Annotated in this window: 17 protein-coding genes; 14 read left to right on the forward strand and 3 right to left on the reverse strand. The window is 48.6% G+C overall.

Annotated features, from left to right (window positions below):
- Positions 1 to 390: 390 nt before the first annotated feature.
- The gene (locus tag DBY97_RS01860; protein ID WP_107857242.1) at positions 391 to 1,620 is read left to right on the forward strand and encodes a tetratricopeptide repeat protein; all 1,230 of its coding nucleotides are present in this window, start codon (positions 391 to 393) and stop codon (positions 1,618 to 1,620) included.
- Positions 1,621 to 1,664: 44 nt separating this feature from the next.
- Positions 1,665 to 2,843 (forward strand): bifunctional phosphopantothenoylcysteine decarboxylase/phosphopantothenate--cysteine ligase CoaBC, encoded by a 1,179-nt coding sequence (coaBC, locus tag DBY97_RS01865; RefSeq protein ID WP_107857243.1) that lies wholly within the window; start codon positions 1,665 to 1,667, stop codon positions 2,841 to 2,843.
- Between the two features lie 56 nt (positions 2,844 to 2,899).
- Here coaBC and era read toward each other — a convergent pair whose 3' ends face one another.
- Together era and rnc are read right to left on the reverse strand one after the other, a co-directional pair.
- Positions 2,900 to 3,829 (reverse strand): GTPase Era, encoded by a 930-nt coding sequence (gene era, locus DBY97_RS01870; RefSeq protein ID WP_003679342.1) that lies wholly within the window; start codon positions 3,827 to 3,829, stop codon positions 2,900 to 2,902.
- A 64-nt stretch (positions 3,830 to 3,893) separates the two neighbouring features.
- A complete protein-coding gene (gene rnc / locus DBY97_RS01875) occupies positions 3,894 to 4,613 on the reverse strand; it encodes a ribonuclease III (RefSeq protein ID WP_107857244.1) in 720 nt (239 codons plus the stop codon).
- A gap of 253 nt (positions 4,614 to 4,866) precedes the next feature.
- Here rnc and DBY97_RS01880 point away from each other — a divergent pair, with 253 nt between their 5' ends.
- The 3 genes from DBY97_RS01880 to nusB all read left to right on the forward strand — a co-directional run bounded on the left by DBY97_RS01880 (position 4,867) and on the right by nusB (position 6,313).
- The gene (locus DBY97_RS01880) at positions 4,867 to 5,190 is read left to right on the forward strand and encodes a DUF2185 domain-containing protein (protein ID WP_107857458.1); all 324 of its coding nucleotides are present in this window, start codon (positions 4,867 to 4,869) and stop codon (positions 5,188 to 5,190) included.
- Between the two features lie 93 nt (positions 5,191 to 5,283).
- Positions 5,284 to 5,763 (forward strand): 6,7-dimethyl-8-ribityllumazine synthase, encoded by a 480-nt coding sequence (gene ribH, locus DBY97_RS01885; protein ID WP_107697201.1) that lies wholly within the window; start codon positions 5,284 to 5,286, stop codon positions 5,761 to 5,763.
- A gap of 121 nt (positions 5,764 to 5,884) precedes the next feature.
- Positions 5,885 to 6,313: a transcription antitermination factor NusB gene (gene nusB, locus DBY97_RS01890; protein ID WP_003679347.1), complete on the forward strand. Its 429-nt coding sequence runs from the start codon at positions 5,885 to 5,887 to the stop codon at positions 6,311 to 6,313.
- A gap of 108 nt (positions 6,314 to 6,421) precedes the next feature.
- Here the strand turns inward: nusB and DBY97_RS01895 are convergent, their stop codons facing one another.
- Positions 6,422 to 6,850: a type IV pilin protein gene (locus tag DBY97_RS01895; RefSeq protein WP_107857245.1), complete on the reverse strand. Its 429-nt coding sequence runs from the start codon at positions 6,848 to 6,850 to the stop codon at positions 6,422 to 6,424.
- A 289-nt stretch (positions 6,851 to 7,139) separates the two neighbouring features.
- Here DBY97_RS01895 and DBY97_RS01900 point away from each other — a divergent pair, with 289 nt between their 5' ends.
- The 9 genes from DBY97_RS01900 to DBY97_RS01940 all read left to right on the forward strand — a co-directional run bounded on the left by DBY97_RS01900 (position 7,140) and on the right by DBY97_RS01940 (position 20,310).
- On the forward strand, positions 7,140 to 8,321 hold the full coding sequence (locus DBY97_RS01900) for an efflux RND transporter periplasmic adaptor subunit (protein WP_107857246.1): 1,182 nt from the start codon (positions 7,140 to 7,142) through the stop codon (positions 8,319 to 8,321).
- Between the two features lie 81 nt (positions 8,322 to 8,402).
- A complete protein-coding gene (locus DBY97_RS01905; protein ID WP_107857247.1) occupies positions 8,403 to 10,340 on the forward strand; it encodes a MacB family efflux pump subunit in 1,938 nt (645 codons plus the stop codon).
- A 63-nt stretch (positions 10,341 to 10,403) separates the two neighbouring features.
- Positions 10,404 to 11,786 (forward strand): TolC family protein, encoded by a 1,383-nt coding sequence (locus DBY97_RS01910; protein ID WP_107857248.1) that lies wholly within the window; start codon positions 10,404 to 10,406, stop codon positions 11,784 to 11,786.
- Between the two features lie 112 nt (positions 11,787 to 11,898).
- Positions 11,899 to 12,765, forward strand: coding sequence for a DUF808 domain-containing protein (locus DBY97_RS01915; RefSeq protein ID WP_107857249.1), 867 nt, complete (start codon positions 11,899 to 11,901; stop codon positions 12,763 to 12,765).
- 55 nt (positions 12,766 to 12,820) lie between these two features.
- Positions 12,821 to 14,368, forward strand: a complete 1,548-nt coding sequence (gene lnt / locus DBY97_RS01920) for an apolipoprotein N-acyltransferase (protein ID WP_107857250.1) — start codon at positions 12,821 to 12,823, stop codon at positions 14,366 to 14,368.
- Positions 14,369 to 14,646: 278 nt separating this feature from the next.
- Positions 14,647 to 15,510, forward strand: coding sequence for an RNA polymerase sigma factor RpoH (gene rpoH, locus DBY97_RS01925; RefSeq protein ID WP_004519690.1), 864 nt, complete (start codon positions 14,647 to 14,649; stop codon positions 15,508 to 15,510).
- 147 nt (positions 15,511 to 15,657) lie between these two features.
- Positions 15,658 to 16,911, forward strand: a complete 1,254-nt coding sequence (gene hemA, locus DBY97_RS01930; RefSeq protein WP_107857251.1) for a glutamyl-tRNA reductase — start codon at positions 15,658 to 15,660, stop codon at positions 16,909 to 16,911.
- A gap of 245 nt (positions 16,912 to 17,156) precedes the next feature.
- Complete coding sequence (locus DBY97_RS01935; RefSeq protein ID WP_107857252.1) at positions 17,157 to 18,656, forward strand: DegQ family serine endoprotease; 1,500 nt, start codon at positions 17,157 to 17,159, stop codon at positions 18,654 to 18,656.
- 133 nt (positions 18,657 to 18,789) lie between these two features.
- Complete coding sequence (locus tag DBY97_RS01940; RefSeq protein ID WP_107857253.1) at positions 18,790 to 20,310, forward strand: Na+/H+ antiporter NhaC family protein; 1,521 nt, start codon at positions 18,790 to 18,792, stop codon at positions 20,308 to 20,310.
- Positions 20,311 to 20,345 lie beyond the last annotated feature (35 nt).

Here is a 20,345-nt window from a genome sequence, read left to right on the forward strand (position 1 = left end):
GCGAATCGAATTATACAGTACATTTAGCAAATGTCAACTAAAATTATCGAAAATTTTAACTAACTGTGTTATACTGTCTGCTTCGTTTTCTTCACCGCGTCAGCAGCGAAGAACCGAACTATACGCCTCACAACAAAACCAGTCAACACCCAATTTCAAAAAAATTAAAAATTTTTCACAACTATCTGTATTTAAATAATTTAAAATTTATTGAATTTTATCGTTCGATAGATAAAACAGATATCCTAAGATAAATAGTCCTGCGGCTTTGCTCTTAATTTGCCACATTCAGCATTCTTATCTCTATATTACTGGCGCTTTAGCCCTATCTACTCTTACAATCTCTACTTTCTCCAATAAAACAATCATAAATTTAGAATAGTCCCTATTATGAGTAACGAAAAGATTCAACAAAAATTTGAACAAGCATATCACTCTTTTATCGAAGAGGAAAATTACGAGGAAGCGCTAAAACGTGCCGAGATTCTTTGCCTTCTCAATCCCCAATCTGTCGAATTTCATCATAAAGTTGCTTATGCCTATCTGAAGCAATTGAAATGGGAAAAAGCCATTGAGGCTGAAATGAAAACGCTAGAGCTGGATAGCACCTATATTCCTGCTTTGGATTTACTTGCCCATGCTTACGGCGCTCTAGATAACTGGGAAAAAACCGGGTTTTACGGTCATCAGGCTTTGGTTCTAAAAGATAAAGCCATCCCAGACCTAGAACATGAAATCACTCCAACACCAGCTCCAAAAAACGGCAAACGGATTATCTCCTTTTCTTTATTTGGCAATAATTCCAAATATATTGAGCCTGCCGTATTAAATACCCAGCTTGCGCCTGTGCTTTTCCCCGGTTGGACATGTCGTTTTTATGTCGACGATTCTGTATCGGCTAAAGCTATTCAACGATTTAGAAATAACGGAGCAGAAGTGATTAAGGTTGGCGCACCGTTGGACAACTGGCCGGGTACGATGTGGCGCTTTCTTGCTATTAATGATCCCGAGGTTGAATACGTTATTTTCCGTGATGCGGATTCTATTATTTGCTATCGTGATGCTGCAGCCGTATCCGAATGGATAAAAAGTGGCACCCTATTCCACACTATTCGCGACTCAGGCTCGCATACTGCCCTGATTCTTGCGGGTATGTGGGGGGCTAAAGCGGGTGCAGTCCCAGATATGCAGGAAAGAATTCAAAACTTTGTCGATGAGGGCTACCCTTCCAGACATTTTGCCGACCAAGATTTTCTAGAAAAAGAATTGTGGGCCTATATCCGTCAGAATCTGTTTGCACATGACAGATTATTTGATTTCTGTAATGCACACGAAATTCCCGGCGAGTTCTACTCTAATTATCAAATCGCTTTCAGTGAAGGGGTTACCAGCTTTAACGCAACGACTGATTATGAAGACGGCAGTCTGGCAAGATGGACGCTGTACTCCAGTGCTTCTCCTTTGGTCAATCCGGACTACTCGCTCAATGTTGTTCCTGAATTTAAAGTCTGCAGTTATGTGGCTGAAGTGAAAAACGGGGTGGTTTCAGCATTCTTACCGAAGAGATATGGCAATGCGATTAAAGCAAAACTGGCCAGAATCAACATCGAACAAATCTAATCTGATTTGATTCATATATATCTCATTTAATGAACCCGTTATTTATGAGCAAACACATTCTCCTCGGCATTACCGGCGGTATTGCGGCGTATAAATCTTGTGAACTGGTTAGACTACTGAAAAAGCAAGGACATTCTGTATCAGTGGTGATGACGGATTCTGCGACAGAATTTATCTCCCCACTGACTTTCCAAGCTTTAACCGGCAACCCTGTTTTATCGGATACCTATTCAGGTGCTTCCAATAATGGCATGGCGCACATCAATCTGACGCGTGAAGCCGACGCATTTCTTATTGCGCCTGCAACTGCTAATACGATTGCCAAAATTGCCAACGGAGTGGCTGATAATCTACTGACCAACTTGGCTGCAGCCAGAAAATGTCCTTTGGCCGTTGCGCCTGCAATGAATGTCGAAATGTGGAACAACCCTGCCAATCTGCGCAATATTGAGCAACTGGTTTCAGACGGCATTACCGTGTTTTACCCAAACAGTGGCGAACAGGCTTGTGGCGAAACAGGTACAGGTAGAATGGTCGAAGCGGTCGATCTGGCAGATTTGCTAGAGGATTTATGGACACCCAAGCTGCTGAGTGACAAAAAGGTTCTGATTACAGCCGGCGCAACGTTTGAAGCCATCGATCCTGTCCGCGGCATTACCAATATTTCCAGCGGACAAATGGGCATGGCTTTAGCGCGTGCGTGCCGTGCTGCCGGAGCGAAAGTTACGCTGATTTACGGTCAAATTCAGACGGCCTTGCCCGCAGGCTTAACTCATTCTGAACAGGCTGTCAGCGCAGAAGCCATGTATCAGGCAGTTCACCACCATATCCATGAACAGGATGTCTTTATTTCCGTTGCAGCCGTTGCAGACTATAAAGTCAAAAACAGCAGCAACGAGAAACTGAAGAAAAACGGCAATCAGCCTCCGGTTATCGAGCTGACGGAAAATCCGGATATTCTCGCATCCGTTGCCGCCCTGCCTTCCCCACCATTCTGCGTCGGCTTTGCAGCGGAAAGCCATCAAGTTTTAGAGTTTGCTCGGGCAAAACGTTTGCGCAAAAATGTACCGATGCTGGTGGCCAACCAAGTTTCCGTTTCCATGGGTAAGCCAACCAATCAAATCACCATTATTGATGACCTTGACGAAACCTCATTTCCGGAAACATCGAAACGCCAAGCAGCAGATGAAATTGTCAAACGCCTGGCTGAATTGTTGGTTTGATCAAACAAAAGGCCGTCTGAAAATTTTTCAGACGGCCTTTGTTCAAACACATCAAATCATAAACCCAATTCGCGCAGAAAACGAATATCATCTGCCCAACCGGATTTTACTTTCACCCAAATCTTCAAAAAGACTTTGGTATCAAACAATTTTTCCATATCAAGGCGGGCTTCAGTAGAAATTTTCTTCAACTTCTCCCCACCCTTGCCAATCAAAATCGCCTTTTGACTGTCTTTATCGACCAACACCGCGATATAAATGCGGAACAGTCCGCTTTCCTCTTCCTCAAACTGCTCCACTTCAACATTCATCGCATACGGTAACTCTTCGCCCAAATAGCGGAACAATTTTTCGCGCACAATCTCCATCGCCAGGAATCGGCTGGATTTATCCGTCACCATATCTTCCGGATACATCGGGATACTTTCCGGCAGATACGGCTTGAGCAGTTCCAGCAAATTGGCAATACGCAGGCCATGTTTCGCGCTGACTGCCTCGCTGGCAGTAAATTCAAACTCTTGGCGCACTTCATTGATAAATGCCTCAAGCGCAAACTTGTCTTTGGCTTTATCTTTATCGATTTTATTGACCACCAATACCACAGGCGTATGCTTAGGCAACTGCTTCAACACCACGCGGTCGGCATCAGTAAAGCGCATGGCTTCCACCACAAAAACCACCACGTCCACGCCGCTCAACGCTTCGGTTACGTTTTGATTAAGACGGTCATTCAAGGCATTGCGATGATTGGTTTGAAAACCCGGCGTATCGACAAACACAAATTGTGCCGTGTCGTCGGTGTAAATACCGGTTACACGGTTGCGCGTGGTTTGTGCTTTTTTACTGGTAATACTGATTTTCTGACCAATTAAATGGTTCATCAACGTGGATTTGCCGACATTCGGGCGACCCACGATGGCCACAAAGCCGCAACGATAATCCGTCGGGTGTTGCGACTCGTTTTGCAAAAAGGTTTCGATATCCATTTATATATGACTTTCTTGATTGTTTCAGACGGCCTTTGCATTTTCTCAAAGGCCGTCTGAAATATTATTTTTTAGATTTTTTCAAAGGAAACTTCTGTTCCAACCACTCTAAGGCTTCACATGCCGCTTTTTGCTCGGCCACTTTCCGACTGCTGCCGCGTGCATTGCAGATGAAACCGAGTTCGCCCAAATCGCAGGAAATCACAAACATCGCATCAGCCGTCTGCTCCGCCTGCTCTTCGATTCGGTATTTCGGCAAGGCAAAGCGGCGTGCCTGCAAGGCTTCCTGCAAAGCGGTTTTACTGTCTTTCTTGCCGATATTCAAATCTGCACGTTTCACGCGTTCTGCAAACAAATGGCGAACCACTTTTTCCGCTGCAGAAAAATCCGCGTCAAAGCTGACTGCCGCAAACATCGCCTCCATTGCGTCGGCCAAAATCGAAGGCCGTCTGAAACCGCCGCTCTTCAACTCTCCGGCACCCAAATACAAACCGTCACCGACATTCATTTCCAACGCGATTTCAGCCAACACGCCTTCATTCACCAAAGCCGCGCGCATCCGCGACAGCTCACCTTCCGACAATTTCGGAAACGCATCATACAACATCCGCGCCACTGAATAGTTCAAAATCGAATCGCCGACAAATTCAAAACGCTCATTGTGTTTGGCATTGTAGCTGCGGTGGGTCAAAGCCTGCTGGAGCAGATCCATATTGCGGAACTCATAGCCCAGACGCTTTTGAATCGCTCGATGCGCCTGCTGTTTGAGCAAATCAGGTTTCATTCCATACTTTCAAAAAACAGCCGGAAAGCACGCCTCATCCACAGTGAAACAAAATAAAAAGGCTACACCGGCAACTTTTTTATTTTGGCTCATTGTTTCTTGCGTCCCTCAAGCCGATAAACAATCAAAAACCGTCATGTTCAAACCTGACGGCACTTGCCGACATTGTACCATCAAACCGCCCCTGCACACATCCGTGCGGAAAAGCGGCGAATCGTGTAAAATCATGCCAAATCATCTCTTTGTCAACTCCATGAACAAATTTGCCCAAGCATTGGCCGCAGCGCTCGACCGCTGCATCATCACCAACACCGTCGCCGAACAAGGCGAGCCTGTCGGCTTCCTCTACCGCGAAGCCCCCGTATTTGAAAACGACAGCGGCTGGCGTATTTTCAGCGGCGACGAAACCGACGAATACACCGACAATCCCGACAACTTCAGTATTGTCAGCCTCTCCGCCATTACCGCAGACAATCCAGACATTGCGCCCCTGCTGACTCAGGCAGAAGGCAGCGCGTGGGAATTGAACGAAGACGGCGAGTTCCAAGCCGTTGCCGATTGGCAGCCGCAAGAATAATCCATCCCCATTTCGTTTCAGACGGTCTTCTTTATAACAAGGCCGTCTGAAACCGAGCCGAATCCCTATTTCACCAATATTGAAGGAATCATCATGAACATTATCGAACCACGCCTCGATGGCACCAACTTGCGCATCGGCATCGTTCAAGCCCGCTTCACCAACGAAATCGGCAGCGAAATGGTCAAAGTTTGCTGCCGCACCTTAAAAGAATTGGGTGTATCCGAAGACAACATCACGCTTGCCACCGTTCCCGGCGCGCTTGAAGTGCCTATCGCGCTGATGAACCTCGCTTCATCCGAACAATTCGATGCCCTGGTTGCCATTGGCGTTGTCATTCGTGGCGAAACCTACCACTTTGAATTAGTATCCAATGAGTCCGGCGCAGGTGTCAGTCGCGTTGCCCTCGACTACAACATCCCTATCGCCAACGCCATCCTGACGACTGAAAACGACGAACAAGCCGTTGCACGCATCGAAGAAAAAGCCTCTGATGCCGCCAAAGTTGCCGTAGAATGTGCCAACTTGGTCAACCATCTTTTGTCAGAACAATACGAAGACGACGAAGAATAAACTTCTCCCCGTATTGAATACCGCATATTTTCAGACGGCCTCTCAATCATGACATTGAGGCCGTCTGAATCATTCAATATTCAGCCGACAACCATCGGCACTCTCTTCACAAGGAATACCCATGAAAAGCCCACGCCGCCGCGCACGCGAGCTTGCAGTACAAGCTATTTATCAAGCAGGCATCAACAAAACTGCCGCTCCCGAAATCGCCAAAAACATCCACGAACTGTCCCAAACATCCAATATGGATGAAGAGCTGTTCAATAAACTGTTTTTCGGCGCACAAACCCATGCCGCAGAATACATGGAAAAAATCAGCCCCCTGCTCGACCGCGACGAAAAAGACCTCAGTCCTATCGAACGCGCCGTTTTGCTGGTTGCCTGCCATGAGCTGAGCACCATGCCTGAGACCCCCTACCCTGTTATCATCAACGAAGCCATCGAAGTCACCAAAACTTTCGGCGGCACCGATGGCCATAAATTCGTTAACGGCATCCTCGACCAACTGGCTTCCCGCATCCGCCCTGACGAACCGCGCCGCAAAGGCTAAGATTGACTTCGCATCAGGTCGGGATTACCGATCTTTGCCCTGTTTAGGCTCATCTGCTTATACAGCCAAACCATCAAAAAGGCCGTCTGAATTTCAGACGGCCTTTGTTTATTTCTCATCTGTGAGCGTTTCATAGCCGGGACAGTTTTGTTTATTGCTGTTTTTTGCCCAGGTAATACCGCTGTCGTTGTAATAAACGGTACAGGTTTCATTTGCGTTAGTTTCTTGGTTGGGTTCTGCCTTCAAAATATAACCTGAATCGGAAGGATTAGGCGCAGAAGCCGTATCTTTGGAAAAACTAATATCGAAATATTGATTCTGCTGCAAATTTCCATCAGGAAACCCTACAAATGTACTTTTTTGAGTATAGTAGCGTTCAAGTTGTTGGGCATTATGCAGCATCTGTGTGCGGACGGATGCGAGACGCGTTTGGCGGATGTAGTTTTGATAAGACGGATATGCGATGGTAGCAAGAATGGCTGCAATCAAAACGACTATCAGCAGCTCGATAAGCGTGAAGCCTTGTTGATGTTTCATTGTATTTATGTCGTAAATAATTAGAATAAGACATGAATATTATAGTCGTTTTCTTGCGGCTTAAATGTTCAGATTCGGAGGGAGTTTGGGAATTTATGTAAATGAGGTGCAAGTTCTGAAAAATGTTTACTGCCCTTTATTTTTTATTTCAATAAGTTAAACTTCAATTTAAGCCGACCGTCTCTTGGTCAGCCTTGGTCTTTACAGTAAAATCCAGTTGTTTTTTTGTTTCTATCAATACATTTGTTGCTTGTCTGCGACGTTATTTTATTGAATTGGTTCTTTTTATATGTCTAAAGTTTTCAAGTGGGCGGCCGGTACGGCTGTTATCGTGGCTGCGGCTTTCGGCGGCTGGTCTTTGATGAAGCCTGAGCCTCAGTCTTCTTTTATTACGGAAGTGGTCAAACGCGGCGATATCCGTCAAACCGTGTCGGCAACCGGAGAAATCTCACCTTCCAATTTGGTATCCGTAGGCGCGGAAGCTTCAGGTCAGATTAAAAAACTGTATGTGAAACTGGGCCAACAAGTGAAAAAAGGCGATCTGATTGCGGAAATCAACTCAACCAATCAGATCAATACCTTAAATACCGAAAAATCCAAACTGGAAACCTATCAGGCAAAATTGGTTTCTGCCGAAATCGCGCTTTCCAGTGCGGAGAAAAAATATAAACGCGAACTTGCCTTATGGAAAGAACAGGCAACTTCCAAGGAAAACTTGGAATCTGCACAAGACTCTTTAGCCGCAGCCAAAGCGAATGTCGCCGAACTGAAGGCCTCCATCAAACAATCAAAAATCTCCATCAATACAGCCGAATCCGAACTGGGCCACACGCGGATTACCGCCACCATGGACGGCACTGTGGTCGCCATTCCTGTTGAAGAAGGCCAATCCGTCAATGCGGCTCAATCTACGCCGACCATTATCCAGCTGGCTAATCTGGAAACCATGTTAAACAAAATGCAGATTGCCGAGGGCGACATCACGAAAGTCAAAGCCGGTCAGGATATTTCGTTCACCATTTTGTCCGAGCCGGACACCCCGATTAAAGCGAAATTAGACAGTGTCGACCCCGGCTTGACCACCATGTCTTTGGGCAGCTACACCAGCAGCACGGACACGACTTCCAATGCGATTTACTACTATGCCCGCGCACTTGTACCGAATCCAGAAGGCAAACTTTCTATCGGCATGACCACTCAAAACACGATCGAAATCAACGGCGTGAAGAATGTCTTACTGGTACCGACACTAACTGTGAAAAAGCATAACGGTAAATCCTATGTCAGCATTTTGGGTGCAGACAATAAAGCGGTAGAACGCGAAGTGACCGTCGGTTTGAAAGACAGTATGAATACCGAAATCAAAAGCGGCTTGAAAGAAGGCGAAAAAGTGATTGTTTCTGAAATGAGCGCAGATGAAAAGAATAAGAGCAGCGAACGCGCGATGATGGGCGGCGGCCCTCCTCGCTGATTGATTAAGGCCGTCTGAAAGATTTGGCTGTGTTTCAGACGGCCTTAGTTCCTGTATTTCTATTTTTCGCCCGGAAAGATTATGAGTTTAATCGAATGTAAGAATATCAACCGTTTTTTCGGTAGCGGTGAAAACCGTGTGCACGTATTGAAAGATGTCAGCCTTTCTATTGAGAAAGGCGACTTTGTGGCGATTATCGGCCAGTCTGGCTCAGGCAAATCGACGCTGATGAATATCTTGGGCTGTCTGGATACCGCTACCTCCGGCTCTTATCAAATCGACGGCATCGAAACATCGCAAATGCAGCCGGATGAGCTGGCGGCTTTGCGCCGTGAGCGTTTCGGCTTTATTTTCCAGCGTTACAACCTGCTAAGCTCGCTGACCGCCCGGGACAACGTCGCCCTGCCTGCCGTGTATATGGGCATGGACAGCAAAGAGCGCGCGGAACGTGCGGAAAAACTGTTGGGCGATTTGGGTTTGCAAAATAAAGAAGGCAACAAACCCAGCGAACTTTCCGGCGGTCAGCAACAGCGCGTTTCGATTGCCCGCGCGTTGATGAACGGCGGCGAAATCATCTTTGCCGACGAACCGACCGGCGCATTGGATACCGTCAGCGGTAAAAATGTGATGGAAATCATCCATAAGTTACACGAAGACGGGCATACCGTGATTATGGTCACCCACGATCCGGGCATTGCGGCAAATGCGAACCGCGTCATCGAAATCCGCGACGGTCAGATTATTTCGGATACGTCTAAAAATCCCGATATTCCGCCAAGCAAAGTGGAGAGGATTAAAGAAAAAGCTTCCTGGTCGTTTTATTACGATCAATTTATGGAAGCATTCAAAATGTCGGTACAGGCGATTATGGCGCACAAAATGCGTTCGCTGCTGACCATGCTGGGGATTATCATCGGTATCGCATCGGTGGTATCGGTAGTGGCCTTAGGTAATGGCTCGCAACAAAAAATCTTGGAAGACATCAACTCGATGGGCACAAACACCATCAGCATCTTCCCCGGTCGTGGTTTTGGTGACCGCCGCAGCGGACGAATCAAGACACTGACGATTAATGACGCAAAAGCCATCAGCCAACAAAGCTACGTCGCCTCTGCCACCCCTCAAACCAACTCCGGCGGTACCTTGACCTACCGCAACACCGACCTGACTGCCTCGCTTTACGGCGTAGGCGAACAATATTTCGACGTGCGCGGTTTGAAATTGGAAGAAGGCCGTCTGTTTGATGATGACGATGTAAAAAACGATGCCCAAGTCGTCGTCATCGACCAAAACACCAAAACCAAACTCTTCGGCGAAGGCGTCAATCCTTTAGGCAAAACCATCCTTTTCAAAAAACGCCCGCTAACCGTCATCGGCATTATGAAAAAGGATGACAACTCGTTCGGCAATTCCGATTCACTGATGCTTTGGTCGCCTTATACAACGGTCATGCACCAAATTACCGGCGAGAGCCATACCAACTCCATCGTTGTCAAAATCAAAGACGATGCCAACACGCAGGTTGCCGAAAAAAGCCTGACCGAGCTGCTGAAAGCACGACACGGTACAGAAGACTTCTTTATGAACAACAGCGACAGCATCAAAGAAATGGTTGAAAGCACAACCGGCACCATGACGCTGCTGATTTCTTCCATCGCGGTCATCTCTTTGGTGGTCGGCGGTATCGGCGTGATGAACATCATGCTGGTCTCCGTTACCGAGCGCACCAAAGAAATTGGCGTCCGCATGGCAATCGGTGCACGCCGCAACAATATTTTGCAACAGTTCCTGATTGAGGCCGTCTTAATCTGTATCATCGGCGGCCTGTCAGGCGTATTGTTGTCCGCCTGCATCAGCCTGGTGTTCAACTATTTTGTTACCGACTTCCCGATGAGTATTTCCATGACTTCCGTCATCGGCGCAGTTGTCTGCTCCACCGCCATCGGCGTCGCGTTCGGCTTTATGCCTGCCAACAAGGCTTCCAAGCTCAACCCGATTGATGCGCTGGCTCAGGATTGATTATGTTTCAGACGGCCTATTATTTTAGGGCCGTCTGAAATGCTGTTACCCGAAAGATTTTTTATGAAGACGAAACCTTTTTCCCAAGCAGCCTTATCATTGGCTGTTGCCCTTGCCCTAAGTGCGTGCGCTGCACCTAAAGCCAATCCGAACCTGACACTGGAAGCGACCGGCCAAGTTATGAGCGCGGCGGAAACTGCCGAACGCTACGATGTCAACGGCAACTGGTGGGAAATCTACCAAAGCCCGCAACTCAATGCTCTGATGGAGCAAGCGTTGGCCAACAATGTCGATTTGAAACAGACGGCCATCAGCGTCAACAAAGCTTTGTATCAAGCCAATATTTTGGGCGCGGATTTGGTGCCTTCGTTCAGCGGCTCATTGGGCGCGAATGCTTCTAAAAACCTGAAAACCGGCAGCCACGGCAATACCTTCAGCAGCCAGCTTGGCTTGAGCTACGAATTGGATTTATGGCGTAAACTCAGTGCCACTGCCGATGCTCAGGTATGGGAATATCAAGCCACGCATGAAGACATGGCCAATACACGCCTGACTTTGATTAATAATGTCGCCGATGCGTATTTCAATATCGCCTATCTGAACGAAGCCATCGAGTTGGCAAAAAAATCGCTGAAGCAATACCAGGAAATCAACCGCATTGCGAATGCCAAGTTCCGCTACGGCCGGGCCGACTCAAGCCAGCCGACCCAAGCCAAACAGTCATTACTGAGTGCGGAAAACAGCCTGTTGTCTTTGCAAAACAATTTGGATACGCAAAAACAGGTTTTGCGTAATTTGTTGAATTTAAGGCCGTCTGAAAATATGGCCGCCGATCCGGCACAATTCCGCCTGTTGCCGGTCAAGGGTGTAAATTTGGACGTACCGATTACCGTTTTAGCCAACCGCCCCGACCTGCGCGCCGCCGAATACCGCCTTCAAGCGTCGCAACAATCGGTCAATGCGCAAAAACGCAGTTGGTATCCGTCGATTACTTTAGGCGCAAGTTTGAGTACGTCTTCCGATAAAGCGAAAAGTACGTTCAATATCCCCATGTTGGGCGGCTCGGCCACCATCAATCTGCCTTTCCTTAATTGGCAGACCATGAAATGGAAAGACAAAACCGTAGAAGCGGAGATGGACAGTGCCAAGCTGAATTTTGAAAAAGCCCTGACCACCGCGCTCAACGAGGTCAACACCAATTACCTTGCCTACAAAAACGCACAGGCCAGCCTTGCCAATCAAGAACAGCGTTATCAGTTGGACAAGAAAAACAGCCATTACTATCAAGTACGCTACCAGCATGGTAAAAACGAACTGAAAGACTGGCTGGAGGCTTTGAATTCAGAATACAGCTCGGCTCAAAACCTGCTGAACCAACGCTATGAAGCCTTAAAATACGAAAATATGGTGTATAAAGCCATGGCGGGACGTTATACGCCGAAATAGTATTTTCAGACGACCTTTGGTTAATTTCCGTCAACGGCCGTCTGAAAAACATTCAAGCAACTGAATTTTCATATATAATCGCGCGTTTATTTGATTTTATCCGGACAACATTATGGCCTTCGCCTCTCTCTTTACGCTTTTGGACGACATTACCGCCGTTTTGGACGACGTAGCGATGATGACCAAAGTCGCCGCAAAAAAAACCGCCGGCGTGGTCGGTGACGATTTGGCGCTCAACGCCAACCAAGTAACCGGCGTATCCGCCGAGCGAGAATTGCCGATTATTTGGGCGGTGGCAAAAGGCTCTCTGGTCAACAAGCTGATTCTGGTGCCGCTTGCGCTGTTGCTTTCCGCTTTCCTGCCTGCGCTGATTACGCCCTTGCTAATGATCGGCGGTGTGTATTTGTGTTTTGAAGGCGTGGAAAAACTGTTGCACAAATTTCTGCACCGCAATGAACACGAAGACGGACACGATACCGAGCCTGAAGTCACAGACGAAAAAACAAAAGTAAAAGGCGCGGTCCGCACAGATTTCATCCTCTCCGCCGAAATCATCATTATCGCGCTGGGCGTTGTTGAGAAATATGACCTGATGACGCGTTCTTTGGTGATGGCCGCCATCGGTGTCGGCATGACGGCATTGGTCTATGGTTTGGTCGGCATCATCGTCAAACTTGACGACCTCGGTATGATGTTGATGCGCCAAAAAAGCGCCGCCGTACAAAGTATCGGACGCGGTTTGATTTCATTTATGCCTTGGTTTATGCGCGGCTTGAGCATTGTCGGCACGCTGGCGATGTTCTTGGTTGGCGGCGGACTGATCGCCCACAACCTTGGCTTTTTGCACGATTTCCTCCACGCGCAGCATTGGGACAGCGGCATGATGGAACATATCGCCAACTTGGTGGTCGGAGTAGCCGCCGGTGCATTGGCTTGCGCAATCGTCCTGCCTGCAATGAAATTGTTTCAAAAAGACTGATTTTGTTTCCCTGCCGTCTGAAAATTTTTCAGACGGCCTCAATACCATTTAAAGCATGAATATTTTCCGTAAACTCGAACAATATTGGCAACATCCGCTGCTTTACTGGCCGCTGGTTATCTTGATTGCCGCCGCGACACCGTTCACTTTCGCCCCGTATTATCATTTCTGGCTGATGCCGCTGTTGTTTGGCGCGCTAATACGCCTGATTGAGTTACGTCCGCGCTTTGCCGTCATGACAGCCTATCTGTTCGGATTAATCGGTTATACGGCGCAGTTTTATTGGATACACACTGCCTTGCATGATATTTCGGGTTTGCCGGATTCATACGCCATCCCCCTCACCTTCCTGCTGCCGGCTTTTCTCGCGCTTTATCCGGCCATCTGTTTTTGGGTGTGGAAAAAATGCAACCTGGCGCGCTGGGCCAAAACCGGCCTCCTGCTGCCGATTTTGTGGACGCTGGCAGAATTTGCCCGCGAACGTTTCCTGACAGGATTCGGCTGGGGTGCAATCGGCTATTCCCAAATCATCAAAGACAGCCCGTTGGCAGGCTTCGCGCCTTTGGGCGGCATTCATATGGTCACGCTGGCAACCGCTTTCCTCAGCGCATGGCTGGTGTTGCTGATTGACAACCACGGCCGTCTGAAACACCGCCTCCTGCCCTTATTCCTTATCGTTGCACTCTGCTCCGTCGGCTACATTTCCCAACAAACCGAATACACCCGCCCTGACGGCAGCACCAGCACGGTTGCCCTGATTCAAGGCAATATCGAGCAAAATCTGAAATGGAAAGAAGAGCAAATCATCCCAACCATTCAGAAATACTACGAACAAATCAGCAAAACCAGTGCCGACATCGTCATCCTGCCTGAAACCGCCCTGCCGCTGATGCGCCAAGACCTGCCCGAAGGCATCTTGGAACAATTCGCCGAACAGGCGCAAAGCAACGGCAGCGCGTTGGCCATCGGTATCAGCCAATATACGCCCGACGGCAACGGCTACGAAAATGCAGTCATCAATTTGAGCGACTATCACAACAGCACTTCCGATGTCATCCCCTACTACGCCAAGAACCACCTCGTTCCATTTGGCGAATACAAACCCTTGCCCGCCATTACTGAGCGTCTCTATAAAATGATGGATATGCCTTTGGCCGACTTCCAAAAAGGCGGCGACAACCAGGCGCCTTTGGTGATGAAAGATCAAAAAGTCGCCTTCAATATCTGCTATGAAGACGGTTTCGGCGACGAACTCATCGCAACGGCCAAACGCTCCACCCTGCTTGCCAACATCAGCAATATGGCGTGGTACGGCAAATCCAATGCCATGTATCAGCAGCTTCAACAATCCCAAGCGCGTGCAATGGAACTGGGCCGCTACATGGTTCGCGCCACCAATACCGGTGCGACCGCCATTATTTCTCCTAAAGGTACGATTGTTGCCGAAGCCCAACCAGATACAGAAACCGTCCTCGAAGGCCACGTCAAAGGCTATATCGGCGAAACGCCTTATATGAAAGCAGGCGGCTCAACATGGCTTATCAGTATTTTGGCCGTTATCGGCGTATTCCTTATCCTGATTGGCCGGAAGAAACCAGAATAAAAATTTTAAGACCTTGTTATACAAGGTCTTTTTTTATTGAAAAACTATTTACATACAGAAATGTTTGTAATATACTTACCAAAAACCTAGCAAATCACTCAAATTTTCTAAGACAATCAACCCTTGCGATTCAAGCAGTAAAAACTATTGGATCTATCTTTAATTTACAGAAAAAATCCAACCCATAACAAAACAAACCACAGGCAGTGTTATACTGCTTGTCACACAATAAACAAAAAGCCGTTTTCAGACGGCCCGATCAAGGAGAGCATCCTTTTATGAATAAAGCTTTTGCATTACCCGTTATCCACAGCGGCAACGGTAGCCTCGAGCAATACATTCATACAGTCAACAGCATTCCCATGCTGACTGCCGAAGAAGAAACGCAACTGGCCGAACGTCAACAAAAAGGCGATCTCAATGCCGCCAAACAACTTATTCTGTCTCATCTTCGCGTCGTCGTATCCATTGCACGCGGCTACGACGGCTACGGCCTCAACCAAGCCGACCTGATTCAAGAAGGCAATATCGGCCTGATGAAAGCCGTCAAACGCTACGAACCTAGCCGCGGCGCGCGCCTGTTTTCGTTTGCCGTGCATTGGATTAAAGCCGAAATCCATGAATTCATTTTGCGCAACTGGCGTTTGGTCCGCGTTGCCACAACCAAACCGCAACGCAAACTGTTCTTCAATCTGCGCAGCATGCGTAAAAACCTGAATGCCTTGTCTCCAAAAGAAGCGCAAGAAATCGCCGACGATTTGGGCGTCAAATTGTCCGAAGTCTTGGAAATGGAACAACGCATGACCGGTCACGACATCGGCATCATGGCGGAAAACAACGATGACGAGGACAACTTCGCCCCTATCGACTGGTTGGCCGACCACGATGCAGAGCCTAGCCGTCAGTTGTCCAAACAAGCCCACTACGCCCTGCAAACCGAAGGTCTGCAAAACGCCTTGGCACAACTGGACGACCGCAGCCGCCGTATCGTTGAAAGCCGCTGGTTGCAAGACGATGGCGGTTTGACCCTGCACGAATTGGCTGCCGAATACGGCGTATCTGCCGAACGCATCCGCCAAATCGAAGCCAAAGCTATGCAAAAACTGCGCGGTTTCTTGGCAGAAGAAGCTGAAGCCGTTTAAGCCTTTCTTGATAAAAGGCCGTCTGAATCTTTTCAGACGGCCTTTTCGATGGCAAACCTCATTGCATCTTCTCCCCCAACACATTCATTTTAAAGCCCACTTAAGCTATAATACCCACCACACACACTACCCAGTCATACCATAACCATGCAACTTACCGTCGTCGGACTCAATCACCAAACCGCGCCCTTGAGCATACGCGAAAAACTGGCATTTGCAGCTGCAAATCTGCCGGATGCCGTGTCCAACCTCGCGCGTAGTGAGGCGGCGGAAGAAGCAGTCATTCTTTCTACCTGCAACCGCACCGAGCTTTACTGCGTCGGTGAAACTGAAAAAATCATCGACTGGTTGGCGCAATATCACGACCTGCCTGCCGAAGAAATCCGCCCTTACCTCTATACCTTGGATAATAATGAAACCGTCCGCCACGCCTTCCGCGTTGCCTGCGGTTTAGATTCCATGGTCTTGGGCGAACCGCAAATTCTCGGTCAAATCAAAGATGCCGTCCGTGTTGCGCAAGAACAGGAAAGCATCAACACCCACTTAAACGCCCTGTTTCAAAAAACCTTTGCCGTTGCCAAAGAAGTGCGTACCGACACTGCCGTCGGTGAAAACTCCGTCTCCATGGCTTCTGCATCGGTCAAAATGGCAGAGCAAATCTTCCCTTCCATTTCCGATCTGAACGTCCTCTTTATCGGCGCAGGCGAAATGATTGAGCTGGTGGCCACTTATTTTGCCGCTAAAAATCCCAAGCTCATTACTGTTGCCAACCGCACACACCAGCGTGCGCAGGAATTGTGCGACAAACTCGGTGTCAACGCCGAAGCCTGCCTGCTGAACGAATTGCCCGATATTCTGCACGATTACGACGTGGTTGTTTCTTCCACCGCCAGCCAACTCCCCCTCGTCGGCAAAGGCATGGTCGAGCGCGCATTGAAAAAACGCCACAACATGCCCGTTTTCCTGCTGGATTTGGCCGTTCCGCGCGACATTGAAGCCGAAGTCGGCGAATTGGAAGATGCATATCTCTATACCGTGGACGACATGATGGACATTGTCCAAAGTGGTAAAGACGCACGCAAAAAGGCAGCGGCGGCGGCTGAAAGCATGGTGGAAGAAAAGGTTAGCGAATTTATCCGCCAACAGAAAAACCGCCAAAGCGTTCCGCTTATCCGCGCCTTGCGCGACGAAGGCGAACGTGCGCGCCGCCAAGTATTGGAAAATGCCATGAAGCAACTGGCAAAAGGCGTATCCGCCGAGGATGTCCTCGAACGCCTCTCCATTCAGTTGACCAACAAACTGCTCCACTCTCCGACACGCACGCTCAACAAAGCCGGCTCGGACAACAGCGAATTAATCGATGCCGTGGCGCAGATCTACCATTTAGATCAACACAACTGACCTCAATTTAAAGGCCGTCTGAAAGAAGCGAACCGACCGACAGGTCATATTCCAAAGCTTTCAGACGGCCTTTAAACAATAAAATCCCAATTATCATTTTTTCATTTAAAATGAAATGCTTGAAAAAAAACCGTTAAAGTGTAAAAATCCTATCTTATACATTTAAACAGCATTCAAACAATAAAACTGCCTGCCGGGTCAAACGCATGCCGACAATACGATAGGCACCGGCAAAAGGAACTTTCGTGAATATTAAAACAAACACATATCTGACCCTCGCTGTCCTCTCAGCTTCCCTTCTTTCAGGTTGCGACAAAGTCAGCACCTTTTTTGGCAAAGACGAAAACAAAGAACTCGTTCAACGCATAGAAACCAATACCGATGACGGAAAAGTCGGCATGTTGTTGCCCGACTTCGCCCAACTGGTGCAAAACGAAGGACAGGCAGTCGTCAATATTCAAGCGACACCGGCAAAACGCACTGCGACACCGGATGACGACCACAGTATGGACCTGAGCCAATTCCCCGACAACGATCCGTTTTACGAGTTCTTCAAGCGCCTTGTTCCCAATATGCCCGACATGCCGCAAGAAGATACCGAAAGCGACGCTTTGAATTTCGGTTCCGGCTTCATCATCAGCAAAGACGGCTATATCCTGACCAATACCCACGTAGTTGCCGGCATGGGCAACATTAAAGTCCTGCTCAACGATAAACGCGAATACACGGCCAAACTGGTCGGCTCAGACGCCCAATCCGACGTTGCCCTCTTAAAAATTGAGCCGCAAGAAGACTTGCCGGTTGTCAAAATCGGCAATCCGAAAGATTTGAAACCGGGCGAATGGGTAGCCGCCATCGGCGCTCCTTTCGGCTTTGACAACAGCGTAACCTCCGGCATCGTCTCCGCCAAAGGCCGCAGCCTGCCGAATGAAAACTACACGCCGTTCATCCAAACCGATGTTGCCATCAACCCCGGCAACTCAGGTGGCCCGTTATTCAACCTCCGCGGCCAAGTAGTCGGCATCAACTCGCAAATTTACAGCCGCAGCGGCGGTTTTATGGGTATTTCGTTTGCCATTCCGATTGATGTTGCCATGAATGTGGCCGATCAATTAAAAGCCAACGGCAAAGTCCAACGCGGTCAATTAGGCGTGGTTATTCAAGAAGTTTCTTACGATTTGGCCAAATCTTTCGGTTTGGACAAAGCAAGTGGCGCACTGATTGCCAAAATCATGCCGAACAGCGCGGCACAACAAGCCGGTTTGCAAGTCGGCGATATTGTCCGCAGCGTAAACGGCGAAGAAGTCCGCGCTTCCAGCGATTTGCCTGTTATGGTCGGCTCGATTATGCCGGGCAAAGAAGTAACTTTGAGCATTTGGCGCGGCGGCAAACAAACCGATGTCAAAGTCAAACTTGGCAGCGCAGCCGAACAAACGGAAACTTCTGCAAAAGAAGCCGAACACCCGCAACACGACGGCGGCCATGACGGATTCACCGTTGAAAATGCAGGCGTTACCCTGCAGGTTGAAAACGCAGACGGCAAACAACGCTTAATCGTTCTGCGCGTTAGCGGAGCGGCCGAACGTGCCGGCCTCAAACGCGGCGACGAAATTATTGCCGTCAGCCAAATCAGCGTCAATGACGAATCCACTTTCCGAAGTGCCTTGGAAAGCGCAGGCAAAAACGTACCGCTTTTGGTACAACGCGAAGGCAATACTTTGTTCCTCGCGCTAAATCTGCAGTAGTCCGATTTTTCAGACGGCATGATGATGTGTTAGATGATAAAATACCCATCTGTCAGAGGCAGTGGGTATTTTGTTATCCGTCTTCCAACTTAGGCCGTCTGAAAATATTTCACCGCTTATATACAATATAATTATGCAACTTATTAATTATTCAAATTCTATTTTATCCATCGTCCCGGCAGCCATCGCGCTCGCCTTGGCCATTGCCACGCGCCGTGTATTGCTGTCCCTCGGTGTCGGCATTATCGTCGGCTCATTCCTGCTGGTAGGCGGTAATCCACTTGATGCTTTGGTTCACTTGAAAGACATGGCTGTCAGCCTGACTTGGGCGGACGGCGATTGGTCTTTGGGCAAACCCAAAATCCTGCTCTTTTTGGTGCTTTTGGGGATTTTCACTTCCCTGCTGACACATTCCGGCAGCAACCAAGCATTTGCCGATTGGGCAAAACAGCACATCAAAGGCCGTCGCGGTGCGAAATTGCTGACTGCCTGTCTGGTATTTGTTACCTTTATTGACGACTATTTCCACAGTCTTGCCGTCGGTGCGATTGCCCGCCCTGTGACCGATAAATTCAAAGTTTCCCGCGCCAAACTGGCTTATATCCTTGACTCCACTGCCGCGCCAATGTGCGTTTTGATGCCGGTATCCAGTTGGGGGGCATCGATTATCGCTACTTTGGCAGGCCTTTTGGTGACTTACAACATTACAGACTACACGCCAATGGGCGCATTCGTAGCCATGAGCCTGATGAATTACTACGCCGTCTTCGCATTGATTATGGTGTTTGTCGTGGCTTGGTTCTCTTTTGATATCGGCTCCATGGCCCGTTTAGAACGCGCCGCTTTGAATGAAATTCATGATGAAACCTTTGAAACAGGCCATCCCAACGGCCGCGTATTCGCGCTGATTGTGCCGGTTTTGGTACTGATTGTCGCCACGGTTTCTGCCATGATTTACACTGGCGCACAAGCTTCTGAGACCTTCTCTTTGCTCAGCGCGTTTGAAAATACCGATGTAAATACTTCCCTCGTGTTCGGCGGTACTTGCGGCGTATTGGCCGTCATCCTCTGCACCATCGGTACCATCAAAACCAGCGATTATCCTAAAGCCATTTGGCAGGGCATCATCTCTATGCGCGGCGCCATTACCATCTTGATTTTGGCATGGATCATCAGCACCGTTGTCAGCGAGATGCACACCGGCGAATACCTCTCCACTTTGGTGGCAGGCAATATCCACGCAGGCTTCCTGCCCGTGATTTTGTTTCTGCTCGCAGGCGTGATGGCCTTCGCTACCGGCACAAGTTGGGGCACATTCGGCATCATGTTGCCGATTGCCGCCGCCATGGCCGTCAAAGTCGAACCTTCGCTGATTATCCCTTGCATGTCTGCCGTAATGGCCGGTGCCGTATTTGGCGACCACTGCTCGCCAATTTCCGACACCACCATCCTCTCTTCTACCGGCGCACACTGTAACCATATCGACCACGTTACCTCGCAATTCCCTTACTCGCTGACCGTAGCCGCATCTGCCGCCACAGGCTACCTCGCACTGGGCATGACCGGCTCTGCGCCTTTAGGTTTTGTGGTAACCGGCATCGTGATGGTTGTGTTGATTTTCATCTTAAAAGACAAGAAAAAAGCAACTGCCTAATTCAAAACCAATATTCAGACGGCCTGAGATATTCC

This window comes from Neisseria subflava, from assembly GCF_003044645.1.
In the GTDB taxonomy this organism is placed as follows: domain Bacteria; phylum Pseudomonadota; class Gammaproteobacteria; order Burkholderiales; family Neisseriaceae; genus Neisseria; species Neisseria subflava_B.

Bases quoted from the DNA above. Each gene is read 5' to 3' on its own strand.
- DBY97_RS01940 (WP_107857253.1), top strand. From the start codon at position 18,790: ATGCAACTTATTAATTATTCAAATTCTATTTTATCCATCGTCCCGGCA.
- rpoH (WP_004519690.1), top strand. From the start codon at position 14,647: ATGAATAAAGCTTTTGCATTACCCGTTATCCACAGCGGCAACGGTAGC.
- DBY97_RS01860 (WP_107857242.1), top strand. From the start codon at position 391: ATGAGTAACGAAAAGATTCAACAAAAATTTGAACAAGCATATCACTCT.
- DBY97_RS01910 (WP_107857248.1), top strand. From the start codon at position 10,404: ATGAAGACGAAACCTTTTTCCCAAGCAGCCTTATCATTGGCTGTTGCC.
- DBY97_RS01905 (WP_107857247.1), top strand. From the start codon at position 8,403: ATGAGTTTAATCGAATGTAAGAATATCAACCGTTTTTTCGGTAGCGGT.
- DBY97_RS01915 (WP_107857249.1), top strand. From the start codon at position 11,899: ATGGCCTTCGCCTCTCTCTTTACGCTTTTGGACGACATTACCGCCGTT.
- DBY97_RS01900 (WP_107857246.1), top strand. From the start codon at position 7,140: ATGTCTAAAGTTTTCAAGTGGGCGGCCGGTACGGCTGTTATCGTGGCT.
- DBY97_RS01895 (WP_107857245.1), bottom strand. From the start codon at position 6,850: ATGAAACATCAACAAGGCTTCACGCTTATCGAGCTGCTGATAGTCGTT.
- nusB (WP_003679347.1), top strand. From the start codon at position 5,885: ATGAAAAGCCCACGCCGCCGCGCACGCGAGCTTGCAGTACAAGCTATT.
- coaBC (WP_107857243.1), top strand. From the start codon at position 1,665: ATGAGCAAACACATTCTCCTCGGCATTACCGGCGGTATTGCGGCGTAT.
- lnt (WP_107857250.1), top strand. From the start codon at position 12,821: ATGAATATTTTCCGTAAACTCGAACAATATTGGCAACATCCGCTGCTT.
- DBY97_RS01880 (WP_107857458.1), top strand. From the start codon at position 4,867: ATGAACAAATTTGCCCAAGCATTGGCCGCAGCGCTCGACCGCTGCATC.
- ribH (WP_107697201.1), top strand. From the start codon at position 5,284: ATGAACATTATCGAACCACGCCTCGATGGCACCAACTTGCGCATCGGC.
- era (WP_003679342.1), bottom strand. From the start codon at position 3,829: ATGGATATCGAAACCTTTTTGCAAAACGAGTCGCAACACCCGACGGAT.
- rnc (WP_107857244.1), bottom strand. From the start codon at position 4,613: ATGAAACCTGATTTGCTCAAACAGCAGGCGCATCGAGCGATTCAAAAG.
- hemA (WP_107857251.1), top strand. From the start codon at position 15,658: ATGCAACTTACCGTCGTCGGACTCAATCACCAAACCGCGCCCTTGAGC.